At 42.5% G+C, this 14,385-nt stretch carries 14 protein-coding genes; 8 read left to right on the forward strand and 6 right to left on the reverse strand.

What is annotated here, in order from left to right; translation table 11 throughout:
• On the forward strand, positions 1–657 hold a 657-nt coding region (locus BACCOP_RS17865), incomplete at its 5' end, for a transposase (protein ID WP_007571596.1).
• A gap of 60 nt (positions 658–717) precedes the next feature.
• Here BACCOP_RS17865 and proB read toward each other — a convergent pair.
• The gene (proB, locus tag BACCOP_RS17870; RefSeq protein WP_040312242.1) at positions 718–1,800 is read right to left on the reverse strand and encodes a glutamate 5-kinase; all 1,083 of its coding nucleotides are present in this window, start codon (positions 1,798–1,800) and stop codon (positions 718–720) included.
• 165 nt (positions 1,801–1,965) lie between these two features.
• Between proB and BACCOP_RS17875 the strand changes: the two genes are divergently transcribed.
• Positions 1,966–2,748, forward strand: coding sequence for a Cof-type HAD-IIB family hydrolase (locus BACCOP_RS17875; RefSeq protein ID WP_007571599.1), 783 nt, complete (start codon positions 1,966–1,968; stop codon positions 2,746–2,748).
• Positions 2,749–2,804: 56 nt separating this feature from the next.
• Here the strand turns inward: BACCOP_RS17875 and BACCOP_RS17880 are convergent, their stop codons facing one another.
• A complete protein-coding gene (locus BACCOP_RS17880; protein WP_007571600.1) occupies positions 2,805–3,530 on the reverse strand; it encodes a class I SAM-dependent methyltransferase in 726 nt (241 codons plus the stop codon).
• Between the two features lie 189 nt (positions 3,531–3,719).
• Between BACCOP_RS17880 and argR the strand changes: the two genes are divergently transcribed.
• The 6 genes from argR to BACCOP_RS17910 all read left to right on the forward strand — a co-directional run bounded on the left by argR (position 3,720) and on the right by BACCOP_RS17910 (position 8,406).
• On the forward strand, positions 3,720–4,205 hold the full coding sequence (gene argR, locus BACCOP_RS17885; RefSeq protein WP_007571602.1) for an arginine repressor: 486 nt from the start codon (positions 3,720–3,722) through the stop codon (positions 4,203–4,205).
• Positions 4,206–4,221: 16 nt separating this feature from the next.
• On the forward strand, positions 4,222–4,788 hold the full coding sequence (locus BACCOP_RS17890) for a GNAT family N-acetyltransferase (RefSeq protein WP_007571606.1): 567 nt from the start codon (positions 4,222–4,224) through the stop codon (positions 4,786–4,788).
• A gap of 82 nt (positions 4,789–4,870) precedes the next feature.
• Positions 4,871–6,079, forward strand: coding sequence for an argininosuccinate synthase (locus BACCOP_RS17895; RefSeq protein WP_007571609.1), 1,209 nt, complete (start codon positions 4,871–4,873; stop codon positions 6,077–6,079).
• Between the two features lie 2 nt (positions 6,080–6,081).
• Positions 6,082–6,294, forward strand: a complete 213-nt coding sequence (locus tag BACCOP_RS17900) for a PspC domain-containing protein (protein ID WP_007571610.1) — start codon at positions 6,082–6,084, stop codon at positions 6,292–6,294.
• A complete protein-coding gene (gene argC, locus BACCOP_RS17905) occupies positions 6,287–7,255 on the forward strand; it encodes an N-acetyl-gamma-glutamyl-phosphate reductase (RefSeq protein WP_007571612.1) in 969 nt (322 codons plus the stop codon). Before BACCOP_RS17900 ends, argC begins: the two co-directional genes overlap by 8 nt.
• 26 nt (positions 7,256–7,281) lie before the next feature.
• On the forward strand, positions 7,282–8,406 hold the full coding sequence (locus BACCOP_RS17910) for an aspartate aminotransferase family protein (RefSeq protein ID WP_007571613.1): 1,125 nt from the start codon (positions 7,282–7,284) through the stop codon (positions 8,404–8,406).
• 98 nt (positions 8,407–8,504) lie between these two features.
• Here the strand turns inward: BACCOP_RS17910 and BACCOP_RS17915 are convergent, their stop codons facing one another.
• The 4 genes from BACCOP_RS17915 to BACCOP_RS17930 form a co-directional block, all read right to left on the reverse strand.
• Positions 8,505–9,413 (reverse strand): peptidoglycan DD-metalloendopeptidase family protein, encoded by a 909-nt coding sequence (locus tag BACCOP_RS17915; RefSeq protein WP_007571615.1) that lies wholly within the window; start codon positions 9,411–9,413, stop codon positions 8,505–8,507.
• Positions 9,414–9,731: 318 nt separating this feature from the next.
• Positions 9,732–10,373 carry a DUF3256 family protein gene (locus tag BACCOP_RS17920; RefSeq protein WP_040312243.1) on the reverse strand — a complete coding sequence of 214 codons (642 nt, stop codon included), beginning with the start codon at positions 10,371–10,373 and terminating at the stop codon, positions 9,732–9,734.
• Positions 10,374–10,579: 206 nt separating this feature from the next.
• Positions 10,580–11,308, reverse strand: coding sequence for an iron-sulfur cluster repair di-iron protein (gene ric / locus BACCOP_RS17925; RefSeq protein ID WP_007571618.1), 729 nt, complete (start codon positions 11,306–11,308; stop codon positions 10,580–10,582).
• Positions 11,309–11,561: 253 nt separating this feature from the next.
• Positions 11,562–14,300 carry a hybrid sensor histidine kinase/response regulator transcription factor gene (locus tag BACCOP_RS17930; RefSeq protein ID WP_007571620.1) on the reverse strand — a complete coding sequence of 913 codons (2,739 nt, stop codon included), beginning with the start codon at positions 14,298–14,300 and terminating at the stop codon, positions 11,562–11,564.
• Between the last annotated feature and the right edge of the window lie 85 nt (positions 14,301–14,385).

The raw sequence follows: 14,385 nt of genomic DNA on the forward strand, positions 1-14,385 counted from the left end.
TTTTCCAAGGAAACATTCATAACACCTATGTGTGAGAACGATTTCCATGTCATCAGCCGCTTTCGGAATGACGTAATCCTGTACTATCCGACATTGGAGCAGAAAACAGGAAAACGTGGTCATCCCAAGTGGTTTGACGGCAGGATTGACTTTGCCAATCTGGATTTGACCCGGTGCAAGGAATACGAGGTGAACAAAGGAAAGCTATACGGATTGAGGGTATATGCAAAAGCTCTCAAAAGGTATGTTTCCTTAGCCGTCTGGTATCCGATGGACGGGAGGACAGACAAGTGGCAGCTTTACTTCTCTACAGACGATTCCATGGATGGACGTGAGGTGCTGGATTATTACAGAACCAGGTTCCAACTGGAATTTTGCTTTAGAGATGGCAAGCAGCATGCAGGAATCACCAACTGCCAGTCAACCGACTTCAGGAAGTTGGATTTTCACTTCAATGCATCGCTCGCAGCTGTCAACTTGGCCAAAGCGGCATGTAAGAGGCTCGGAATAGCCTATTCCATATCCTCTTGCAAGTCATTCATACACAATGCTTATATGCTTGAACGATTTATTTGCGTGTTCGGGATTAACCCAGACATGCAAGTTATTGACAAACTTTTCAAAGAACTCATTTTATTTACTGCCAGAGCCGCTTAGGCTTGGCGAATTTTTAACGAACTATTATATCTTATATGCTTTTTTAAATTGATTGCTGTTTTAATCCAAATATAAATAATCGTAATGCACCAGCGGTCGCTGCCCATGCATGCCTAGCATTTCGCGTGCTTCGGCAGAATCCACCCCGATACGTCCTACTCCTATCTGACGTCCGCGCGCATCCATTATCTTTACAATATCATCCTTTTCAAACTCTCCTTCAATAGAAACGACTCCAACCGGAAGTATACTTACAGCCTTCTTTCCCTTCACAGCCTTAACAGCCTGTTCGTTCAGATGCAGTTCGCCTTTGGCAAATCCTTCACTATGAGCGATCCATTTCTTTACGCTCGAAACAGCTTCAGAAGAAGGCACAAAACGAGTACACACGGTTTCGTCTGGATGCTGCAGCAAATCCAGCAGAATATTGTCTTTCTTTCCGTTGGCGATAATGACAGTAATCCCTTCGTCGGCTACCTTGCGGGCAATAGTTGTTTTGGTAAGCATGCCTCCTCGGCCAAAGCCCGACTTTTCTGTCTGAATGTAGTCGGACAAATCTTTCCCTTGCTCCACTTCACGTATCACCGAAGTACCCGGCTGCGAGGGCGAGCCATTGTAGATACCGTCGATATTACTCAGAATTATCAACGCCTGGACATCCAGCATAGAAGCAATCATGCCCGAAAGCTCATCATTATCCGTAAACATCAGTTCGGTTACAGAGATGGTATCATTTTCGTTTACAATAGGTATTACTCCACTTTCCAGCATCACACGCATACAATTTCGCTGATTCAAATAGTGGCGACGAGTAGAGAAGCTCTCTTTTGTGGCCAACACCTGTCCCACGGCAATGCCGTGCTCACGGAACAATTCATAGTAGCGATTAATTAATTTGGCTTGCCCCACAGCAGAATACAGCTGACGCTGCTGCACACTGTCGAGTTTCCGTGATACTTTAATCTCACTTCTTCCCGAAGCGACTGCACCTGAAGAGATAAGCACTACCTCTACTCCCGCTTTACGGAGCTCAGCTATCTGGTCCACCAGCGCCGACACACGAGTTACATCCAGTGTTCCGTCGCGACGGGTAAGCACATTGCTTCCCACTTTTACTGCTATCTTTGTAAACTGAAATGCCATAATAAACTTCCGTTTCTTTTCGTCCGGCAAATATAACTTTTTACTTCGTAATGCAAGCGAATAGCCTGAATAAAATATAAATTTGTTACTTATTGACACATATCAAGCCAAAATAAAGAGAAAATCAGTACCTTTGCGTGACAAAAAATTAACACATTATTTAATATGGTCAAAGCTATCTTCTTCGACATAGACGGAACATTAGTATCGTTCAATACTCATTCTATCCCAGAGTCCACCCAAAACGCATTAAAACAATTGCGGGAAAAAGGCATCAAAGTATTCATAGCCACAGGACGTCCTAAAGTTCTGATGATGGATGCGGTAGGTCATTTGCCCTTCGACGGATTCATTACTCTGAACGGAGCGCATTGTTTTACTTCCGATCATCAGGATATTTATAAAGGAAGAGTACCCGAAGAAGATATCGAACGCCTCATCGATTATCATCAACAACATCCGGAAACTCCGTTCGTCTTTGTACACGATGATGAATGGTTTATTACGAATGTCAATGAAGCTGTAAAAGATGTAGCCAAGCTAATTGAAATCAGTCTTCCTCCCATACGCCCGATAGAAGAGGCACGTAATAAGGAAATCTTACAAATCATGGGGTATTTCAAGGAAGATCAGGATCTGGAAGTATTCCGCAATGTCCTGACTCATTGCGAGCCAATGCGCTGGTATCCGCTTTTTGCCGACATCATAGCACGTGGCAACAGTAAGAGTAAGGGGATAGATCACGTGCTGGAATATTATGGTATCGACCTGAAAGATACAATGGCTTTTGGAGATGGAGGGAATGATATTCCGATGCTCGGACATGCCGGTATTGGCGTAGCAATGGGCAATGCTTCTGATGAGGTAAAAGCCGCCGCAGACTATGTAACGACTTCGGTCGATGAAGACGGCATTATGAATGCACTGAAACATTTCGGAGTATTATAAAAAAACAGCGGCATGAGAACATAAAACACATGCCGCTGTTTTTTCAAAGTGGATCCTTACAACCAAAGTTTCGCCAGATAGTCGTAATGACTGCCTTCCTTTATAATCTGAGCATGAAAGCCATATTGTGAGACATAAGCAGAAAGGGTATCGAAATCCACATACAGCCAGTCGAACGAATCGCCTTTCACTTGTTTATACTGCATTTGAAAATCTATCTCACCATAATAATCGGCTGCAAGATCGAGCACATAACTGCCGTCTTCGTCTTCATACAGATATTTCAAATCACTGGAATCTAGCAAGATACATCCACCAGGAGCCAGTAACTGCTTCATTCTTGCACAGAAAGCAGGAATATTCTTTAACTTTCCAATAATTCCGGAACCGTTCATAAGCATCAGAATCGTATCAAACTGTCCGGTAAAATGTTTATCAAACAGATTGACATGAAGAGCATTCAACCCGCGTTCCTGCATGACCTTCACCGATAGAGGAGATATATCAATGGCAAGACTCTCCTTACCCATTTCCTTAAGAGCCAGCGAATGGCAGCCGCTTCCGGCTCCTACATCCAGAATTTTACCCGTTGCCTGCTGCAAGGCAATCTGTTCCAGTTCCGGCATCGATTCGTATGTACGAAACAAACCGGCTACGGGAATTTCATCTTCATCAAACTGAGAAGAAAACACTCTCAGACGTCCCGCCTTGCCATACTTGAGATAATCGTAGATGGCAGCTCCCATCGGATCTTTTCCTTCGGATAATAAATTCAAGTCCATAATTTCAGATCATTCATTTTTTATATATATCCCTACAAAGATACAAAAAGAGTATCATATCATGCAAAGATGACTATTTATTCATTCTGTTTACATAATTTAAGAATAAAACAAAATAATCCACAAAAACTGTATATTATTTCAATATAATCTGTATATTTGCACCCAATTAAAGAATAATTATACACAATGAAAAGTAAGAACAGCCGACTTGATTCCATTAAAATGATTATCTCAAGCAAAGAGATAGGAAGCCAGGAAGAGCTTCTCCAAGAGCTGGCAAAGGAAGGTTTCCAACTGACGCAAGCAACTCTTTCACGCGACTTGAAGCAACTGAAAGTAGCCAAAGCAGCCAGCATGAATGGAAATTATGTATATGTATTGCCCAACAATACCATGTACAAGCGTATGACTGAACCACATTCCGCTTCCGAGATGCTCCGCCAGCCCGGATTCGTATCTATTGAGTTCTCTGACAATATTGCGGTCATCAAAACACGCCCGGGATATGCCAGCAGCCTTGCTTACGATATCGACAACAATCATTTTCACGAAATCATAGGAACAATTGCAGGTGACGATACCATTATGCTTATTGTCCGCGAAGGCTGTACCCGCACCAGCGTAAAACAAGCACTGGCACATGTAATACCGAATATAAACCTTATAAAATAAAGAAACAAAAAACAAAATGGATACTAAACAAATAGATGTTATGGTAGCCGACGCCTCACATGAGGTATACGTTGACACAATACTAGATACAATTCGTGAAGCAGCCAAAGTGCGCGGAACAGGTATCGCAGAACGTACGCACGAATATGTAGCTACAAAAATGAAGGAAGGAAAAGCTATCATCGCTTTGTGCGGCAACGACTTTGCAGGATTTACTTACATTGAATCGTGGGGAAACAAACAATATGTAGCTACGTCGGGACTTATCGTACATCCCAAATATCGTGGATGCGGACTTGCCAAACGTATCAAACATGCATCATTTACTCTGGCACGTCTGCGATGGCCGAAAGCTAAAATTTTCAGTCTGACATCCGGAGCAGCTGTCATGAAAATGAATACAGAACTGGGATATGTTCCTGTTACTTTCAATGAGCTTACCGACGATGAGTCGTTCTGGAAAGGATGTGAAGGCTGCATCAACCACGAAATTCTTGTCGCTAAAAAGCGTAAATTCTGTATCTGTACTGCCATGCTTTACGATCCGGCTTTGCACACAGACGACAAAGTAACCAACTTTTAAACATACACATTAAATAAAGAATATTAATACAGAAAAAGAGGCTTCATTTTTCAGCCATCGTTTTTCATAAAATAAATGCCTTATGGAAGAAAAGAAAAAAGTAGTAGTTGCCTTCAGTGGCGGATTGGATACTTCGTTTACAGTCATGTATCTGGCTAAAGAAAAAGGTTATGAAGTATATGCTGCATGTGCCAACACAGGTGGCTTCAGCCCTGAACAACTAAAACAGAACGAAGAAAACGCTTACAAACTGGGAGCTGTTAAATATGTTACACTCGACGTTACTCAGGAATACTATGCTAAGAGCTTGAAGTATATGATATTCGGTAACGTATTGCGTAACGGTACTTATCCTATTTCTGTAAGTTCTGAACGTATCTTCCAGGCACTTGCCATTGCTCGTTACGCCAACGAAATCGGCGCACATGCAATAGCTCACGGTTCTACAGGTGCAGGAAACGACCAGGTTCGTTTCGATATGACTTTCCTGGTTATGGCTCCGGGAGTAGAAATCATTACACTTACCCGCGATATGGCACTGAGCCGTGATTACGAAATCAACTACCTGAAAGAACATGGCTTTGAAGCAGACTTTACCAAACTGAAATATTCATATAATGTAGGTATATGGGGAACATCAATCTGTGGAGGCGAAATTCTGGACTCTGCTCAGGGATTACCCGAAAGCGCTTATCTGAAACAAGTAACCAAGACTGGAAGCGAACAGCTGAAACTGGAATTCAAAAAAGGAGAACTGTATGCCGTAAACGGTGAAGTGTTCGACGACAAGATTAAAGCTATTCAGAAAGTAGAAGAAATCGGAGCAGCTTACGGTATCGGACGTGACATGCACGTAGGTGATACAATCATCGGTATCAAGGGACGTGTAGGCTTCGAAGCAGCTGCCCCTATGCTGATTATCGGTGCACACAAATTCCTCGAAAAATATACATTAAGCAAATGGCAGCAGTACTGGAAGGATCAGGTAGCCAACTGGTATGGCATGTTCCTTCACGAAAGCCAGTATCTGGAACCTGTAATGCGTGACATCGAAGCCATGCTTCAGGAATCACAGCGAAATGTAAACGGAACCGCAATTCTTGAACTTCGTCCGTACTGCTTCTCTACTGTAGGAGTTGACTCAAAAGACGACTTAGTAAAGAACAAGTTCGGCGAATACGGTGAAATGCAGAAAGGATGGACAGCAGAAGATGCCAAAGGCTTCATCAAAGTGCTTTCTACTCCACTTCGCGCTTATTATGCTAACCACAAAGACGAGGAGAATATCTGATTATGTCTGGCAACCAGAAACTCAGACGTCCACGTACCGGAAGAATGATAAGCGGAGTATGTGCAGGACTGGCAAACTTCTTTGGTCTTGACGTATCTATTATCCGCATCGTATACGTGATACTGACTTTTTTTACCGCATTTGCAGGTATACCTATTTATCTATTAATGTGGATTATCATTCCACAAGAACCAAACCATTATTTTCATGATTAAAGCAGGAATTATAGGAGGGGCTGGATATACGGCAGGCGAACTGATTCGCCTGCTTATCAACCACCCCGATGTAGAAATAAAGTTCATAAACAGCTCCAGCAATGCAGGCAACAAAATCACTGACGTACACGAAGGATTGTACGGTGAAACCGATCTGGTCTTTACAGACGAATTGCCTCTTGATACTGTAGACGTAATATTCTTCTGTACAGCACACGGTGATACCAAAAAGTTCATAGAAAGCCACGACATCCCTGAAGATGTGAAAATCATTGACCTTTCGATGGACTACCGCATTAAGGATGAAAGCCATGATTTCGTTTACGGACTTCCGGAACTGAATCGCCGTACCATCTGCCAGAGTAAACACGTAGCCAACCCGGGATGCTTTGCTACATGTATTCAGCTTGGTCTGCTTCCGCTGGCCAAACACCTGATGCTGAACGATGATGTTATGGTAAATGCTATAACCGGCAGCACAGGAGCTGGAGTAAAACCCGGAGCAACTACACACTTCAGCTGGCGTAACAATAACATGAGTATCTACAAACCGTTTACTCATCAGCACGTGCCCGAAATCAAGCAATCTATCAAACAACTGCAAAACAGTTTCAATTCGGAGATAGATTTTATACCTTACCGAGGAGATTTTGCCAGAGGTATTTTTGCAACAATCGTTGTCAAAACCAAAGTAGAGCTGGACGAAATCGTAAAAATGTATAAGGACTACTATGCAGAAGACTCGTTCACACACATCGTAGAAAAAAATATCGACCTGAAGCAAGTAGTCAACACCAACAAATGCCTTATCCACCTGGAAAAACACGGTGACAAACTGCTCATCGTTTCCTGCATTGACAATCTGTTGAAAGGAGCAAGTGGACAGGCTGTACATAACATGAACTTGATGTTCAACTTAGAAGAAACTGTCGGCTTAATGTTGAAGCCCAGCGCATTCTAAGTCAGATTTAAATATTATATCAAGATATGAAACTATTCGATGTATATCCTTTGTTCGATGTAAATATCGTACAAGGAAAAGGTTGTCACGTATGGGATGACAAAGGTCAGGAATACCTTGACCTTTACGGAGGACATGCCGTTATTTCTATCGGACATGCACACCCTCACTATGTGGAAACAATCAGCAAACAGGTAGCCAAACTGGGATTCTACTCAAACTCAGTCATCAATAAGTTGCAACAGGAAGTAGCCGATCGCCTCGGAGCCATGTGCGGATACGACGATTACCAACTTTTCCTGATCAACTCCGGAGCTGAAGCAAATGAGAATGCCTTAAAACTCGCTTCGTTTTATAACGGACGCACTCGTGTTATATCATTTGCAAAGGCTTTCCATGGACGTACTTCACTGGCAGTAGAAGTAACAAACAATCCTAAAATCATCGCTCCTATAAACGATAACGGACATGTGACTTATCTGCCGCTGAATGACACAGAAGCCATGAAAGCAGAACTCGCTAAAGGCGATGTGTGTGCAGTCATTATAGAAGGTATTCAGGGAGTAGGCGGTATCCAGTTGCCTACAAGCGAATTCATGCAGGCATTACGTAAGGCATGCGATGAGCATAATACAGTACTGATACTCGACGAAATCCAGTCTGGATACGGACGAAGCGGTAAATTCTTCGCCCATCAGTACACAGGTATACGTCCTGATATCATCACAGTTGCCAAAGGTATCGGAAACGGCTTCCCTATGGGAGGTGTACTCATCAGTCCTAAATTCACTCCAGTATACGGACAGTTGGGTACTACATTCGGAGGAAATCATCTTGCCTGTGCAGCCGCTATAGCCGTACTCGATGTAATGAAGGAAGAAAATCTGGTAGAAAATGCCGCTCTGGTAGGAACACACCTGATTGAAGAATTGAAGAAATTCCCTCAAATCAAAGAAGTACGCGGACGCGGTCTGATGATTGGAATGGAATTCATCGAACCGATAAAAGAAATCCGCCAACAGCTCTTGTTCGAACAGAAAGTCTTTACCGGTGTAAGCGGAACCAATGTTATACGTCTGCTTCCTCCTCTCTGTCTGAGCATGGCAGAAGCTGATGAATTCCTGAGCCGCTTGCATGCAGTTCTAAAATAGCAATCCACAAGCTAAAACATACAAAGAAAATAGCCGGAACTCTCAATGAGAATTCCGGCTATTTCTTTTATTAGAATATTTTATTTTCAAGCCTCTGATTAAGAACATCTCAGTACCTGACCGATACGTAAAGTAGTAGTACGTTTAATACCATTTATCTGGCACAGGCGATCGATAGAAACATGATACAAGCGTGAGATACGTCCTAATGTATCACCCTGGCGGATCTTATGATAACGGATTGCTGATTTCTCTGCTTCTTCAGCACCCGATTTGCCGCTCTTTACAGCAGCTAAAGCACGTGTACGCTGATATTCGTAACGGTTCGCTCCGCGAATGAACAAATAACTGTCGGCCACAATATCCTGTTTCGGGAAATCGAACATAAATTCCGGATTGATAACCTCACCCAGGAAACGAGTTTCGAAATGCAAATGTGAACCAGTAGAACGTCCGGTATTACCACCCAATCCGATAGGATCACCAGCCTTTACATATTCATCTTCTTTTACAATCTGCTTTGAAAGGTGTCCATAAATAGTTTCCAGACCATTATCATGACGTATTACTACATACTTACCATAGCCACGGCGCTCATATTTTACCATACGTACTTTTCCGTCGAAAGCCGCACGAATAGTATCACCGATATATACCTTGATATCAAGTCCGTTGTGCATACGACGCCAGCGCGGACCGCATTTTGAAGTAATTTTTGTATGAGTGGTAGGCATGCAGAAACCCGTCAGGTCGATACGGAAGCTATCAGGAATCTGTACGGTATTGCCATAAGCGTGAACACGCTGGTTATTCCAATTGGGATAAAGACTGTAAGCAGGATAAACAGCTTGTTCTGCTTTAATCTGGCGAATCAATGCCAAAGAATCTACTGCTTTAAGTTTTCTGTCGATAGGAGCCTGGCGAGCCAACAAATCTTGTCCTGATACATTTACACTGACAAACGCCAAGGCTGCTATTGCAACTGTTCTAATACATTTTAAAATCATTATCGCTATACTATTTTTCAGCCTATACCTGCAAGTGGATTTCCGAACTCTCTATCTGCTTCTTGCGTTGGTATAACTGCCGGTTCTAAACAATTCTAATTAAAAAAGTCTTTTTCAGACACTAAGATTCCAGAGAATCGTTTCAAATATAGCATTTTTCCGGCAAAAGACAGAGCCTAGTTAACGATTTTTTATGTATTTTCATACCATAATCATTAACCTTACCCGATAATATGTTTTATAACATACAGCTATTACAGACAGTTTACATCAATCTGTAAATCAAACAACCAGGAAGACGTGATGCCCCAACAAACATTAAAGACGTGCGAAACGCCCATTCTGCCAGACATACTTCAGCGGTTCAGCAACAAGATAAGGTTTTATCTCCTTCAAGGTTTCTTTATCCAGATAATCGGGGGTAGTATAAACGAACGAAAGTGAAGTATCTTTTTCCGACAATACAGCTTTCAACAAAAACATATCAGCACGTATACGCAGGTTTTTCAACGAATCAGTTTGTGTTTCCGTCACAGGGGTTTTATAGAAAGCATCCTCGGCAGGCAGGGTAAGAAAATTCTCTGCCGGAAGAGATTTCCATGAGGTATCATAAAACGAAACACGACTGTCACTCACCGGTCCCTGATAAGTCTGTACGACACAAATCACTTTTACAGAATCGTTAAGAGGAAGCAACTTCATCTCTGCCGTACTGACTGCGCTTACTTTCAGCAACAGATAATCATCTGTCAGCTTCAACATTTCCGACGTGTTTCCAAAACGGTTTTTCACCTGAGCCTTCATATTGCTGGCAAGGAAATCGCCGAAATCGGCTCTGTTGACCTCTGTCAGCAACGGCGAAAGAGAATCGGGCAAAGCAACAAACAACGATTTCATATCCTGTGCCTGCATATTCAGACAGCACAACAGTATTCCGGCTATAATCAATATTTTTCTCATGAAATATTCTGTTTTTATTATATCATTCAGCGATGCTAAAAAAGCACTCATTGCCTGCAAAAGTAGCACTTAAATAGAATATATTGAAAAAAACAGCCCGCTTTTTAATGCAGTATAAAAACATATCTATAAACAAAAGCCACCCTGTACAAGGTGGCTCCTAAATTATCAACATCTACAACAGCATAAGCTGTTCTGTAAACTAATTAGAATACAATCTTACGTTCAATCTCCTCAAAACGGGGGAAAAGCAAATTATTCTCCAAGTGAATATGTTCAAACAGGGCATCGACGAAAGCTTCCAGTTCCTGCATCAGCAACCGGTAGCTGGCACATCCATCCTGAGGAACCGAGAAATGACGGGTCAGTTCAATAATATGCAAGTAACGGTTTCCTTCCCCTTCATGCTCCATTTTCATTACCCGAATCGGATTGGCAATGGTCCCGCAATGCATCGGTTCCATGCGTTGCCCTTGCTGCTGTGCTGCATACAATTCATACAAATAAGGGAACAATACGTTTTCCTCTTTTTGCAAGTGCATCTCCAAATCCTGGAGCGATTCACTGACCAATGCTCTCAATTCATGCAGCTCGGGATAAGCTTCTCCATGTACCCGTTCTACCTTCTCCAGCAATTCCATCAGTTCCGGTCCCCGCGAACGAATACCGCGATGATGTATTTTCAAAATATAATCCATCAGCAAATCGAGCGGCCACGATGCAAAGGGAATAGCTCCCTTTCCGTCCGAATCCTGATGCTGCAATGCCTGTATAACTTCTTCCACATCCAGCTTCAAAGCTGCACAAGCTTCATGCAGCTGAGTTTCTCCATGACAACAAAAATCAATCCCATATTTTTTGAATACTTTAGCCGCAGCAAAATTTTCGGCTACAATCTTGCCAACACTTGTATCTTTCCGGTCTGCTGTTTTCATATTTCCACTAGTTCTATTTGATTACGACTGCAAAGATATCCCGGTATCCGGACAAAATCTGTCACATAGGTGACAATGACCCATAATGAAAGTTAAATATCATTTTAGAAGAGCGATATATTTCGCACCAGATAAGTATCTATATAACAAGCAACTAGAAATGGCTTTTATTTTCGTACAAATTTTAAAAAAACATCAGCATATTTACTCTAAAACATGCTGATGTTTTCTTTCATTTATCAGCAAAAAAAATTTATCCCTTCCGCTTCAGGAAATCAGTAGGACTTTCACCAAAATAATCTTTATAACATTTCGTAAAATAAGACGGTGAACTGAATCCCACTTCATAAGTAATCTCTGCAATGGTCTTTTCGGTAGATGCAAGCAGTGAAGCAGCTTTTTTCAAACGTGCTATACGCAACAGTTCATTGGGAGAATATCCAGTAAGAGCTTTCGATTTCCGGTATAGCTGCACGCGACTCATGCCAATCTTGTCACCTAAGTCTTCCACGCTCAGTTCGGAATTGCCCAACTGTTCATCTATAAGTGCTCGAAGTTTCTCGACAAATCCTTTATCCAAATCCGCTATCGGCTCCTTGCGCAAGGAAGTCTTATCGGCAAAGAAACTTTGCAACCGGAGACGGTTGTCTATCAAGTTACGCAAACGTACCTGCAACAAACGTGCACTGAACGGTTTCAGAATATACGAGTCGGCTCCACATTCATACCCCTTCACTTTCTGTTCATCCATGGTATAGGCAGTAAGCATCATCACCGGAATATGTGACGTCTGTACTTCCGACTTCAAGCGGCGGCAGCATTCCATACCGTCCATCACCGGCATCATCACATCACAAATCACGGCATCGGGCACATATTTCATTGCCTGCTGCAAACCTTTCTGTCCGTTGGAGGCTTCTATTACTGTATACTTATCATGCAGAAGTGACTTTACATAGTCGCGCACGTCCTGATTATCATCAATAATCAATACAGTTTCTTTGTCATCCCGTTCAACTACTTCGGGAGCAGTCTGGATTGTTTCCTGATCGGCAGAAAGTACTGCTCCTTCTTTCAAGTTCGTAAGTACAATATTTTTCTCTACATTTTCTTCCGGCACTCCGTTCTGCTGGACAGGCATTTCGAGGGTAAACACCGTTCCCCTGCCCTCACCGCTGTCTACAGCGATTGTACCTCCATGCATCTCTACAAACGCCTTTACCAATGCCAGTCCGATACCCGAACCTGCATGATGTACATCTATCTGATAAAAACTTTCAAAAATATGCTTGACATGTTCTGCCGGCATTCCGATACCAGTATCTGAAACTTGATAACGCAACCAGCGTTCACCTTCTTTGGTAAACTGAGAAAGCTTTATTTCGATAGTACCATTTTCAGGAGTGAACTTAAATGCATTCGAAAGCAAATTATAAGTTATGCGTTCCATCTTTTCGGCATCGGCAATCATTACGTAACCTTCTTCCGAAGGTTCTACCGATACAGTAAAATGAATGTGCTTGCGATAAGAAAGTGTACGGAAAGCGTCAGTCCAGTCTTTGATATTTTCCGAGATATCGAAACGTGACAACGTCATACTCAATTTACCATTTTCGAACTTACGGAAATCAAGAATCTGATTAATCAACCGGAGCAACACCGTCACATTTTTCTGTATGATATTCAACAGGAAACGTTCATTTTCTCCTAACTTATTACTTTCTGCCAGCTGATTGACCGGAGCTGCAATCAAGGTCAGCGGTGTACGGAAATCATGAGAAACATTCGTAAAGAAAGCCAGCTTGGCATGCGTAGCCTCTTCCAGCTGTTTGGAAAGACTTATCAACTGGTCACGCTGTTCCTCCAAGCGTTTCTTCTGGTCAGACAATTCCGCATTCAGCCTGTTCTTTGTCCAGAAAGCACGTACAACGAAGAAAAGCAGCATTGCAACCAGAACCAAAATTACAATACAGGCATACAATAACATCCTTTGCGAAGAGTAACGCATCAGATACGTATCAAGCTGCTTATCGAGAACTTCTATTTTATTATCGAGCTGACCGATATGTGCAGTCTGCATTTGCATAATGCGTGCATTCGCCTTATTGACAAGTGCTGTCGACAGCACTGTTTCACGCGTATAATCCCGGCCTTGCAAAATATTCATGGCAACTTCCATCACCTTATCACCTCCGGTAGGATAAATAAAAGTCGCATCCAACTGCCTGTTTGCTACCTGTTCTACACCATAACCTTCACCGGCCAACGCATCGATCCCTACAAACAGCATATCATGCTCACGATGTTGTTTGACGGCCGCATCGTATGCTCCGGCTGCCATTCGGTCATTATGAGCAAAAACCATGTCAATATCCGGGAATTTTGAAAGAATGTCACCAAAAGCTTTCTCGGCCGGTACTCTGAGCCATGCGGCATCAGCCGAAGCAATGAGTTTTATGTCAGGAGTTTCCCGTAATGCATCCATCAGACCTCGATGGCGTTCGAGCGCAGAAGTAGAAGCTTTCAGACCAGCAACTTCTACCAGATTTCCTTTCCCCTGCAAGCGTTCAGCAATATAGCTCCCTACCTGACGCCCGATTTCATAATTGTCGGCTCCTACATATGCGGTATATTTGTCTGAACGTATTTTTCTGTCGACCAAAACAACAGGAATACCTTTGTTATAAGCTTTCTCTATAACCGGTGTAATGGCATCAGCTTCATTGGGAGAAACAATCAACAGATTAACTCCTTCACCAATAAGACTTTCTATATCGGCTATTTGCTGAGCATTATTATCTTTCGCTGTACGGATATCAATCTTAACACCCGGATAGAACAAAGCTTCACGACGAATCTCTTTGTTCATCTGTTCACGCCATTCATCGTCACTACACTGAGATACACCAACGACATAGCGTACCTCACGGGGAGCACACCCTGCCATCAGCAAACAGAACAACGCAACAAGAACAAACAAAACATGTTTCATAGCATTCAAAGGTATTATGATAAGATTCCTTCACATGTACAGTTCAACCATCAAACAGTACTGCACATGTGAAGGACAGGTAAAG

Source organism: Phocaeicola coprocola DSM 17136 (assembly GCF_000154845.1).
Classification (GTDB): Bacteria; Bacteroidota; Bacteroidia; order Bacteroidales; family Bacteroidaceae; genus Phocaeicola; species Phocaeicola coprocola.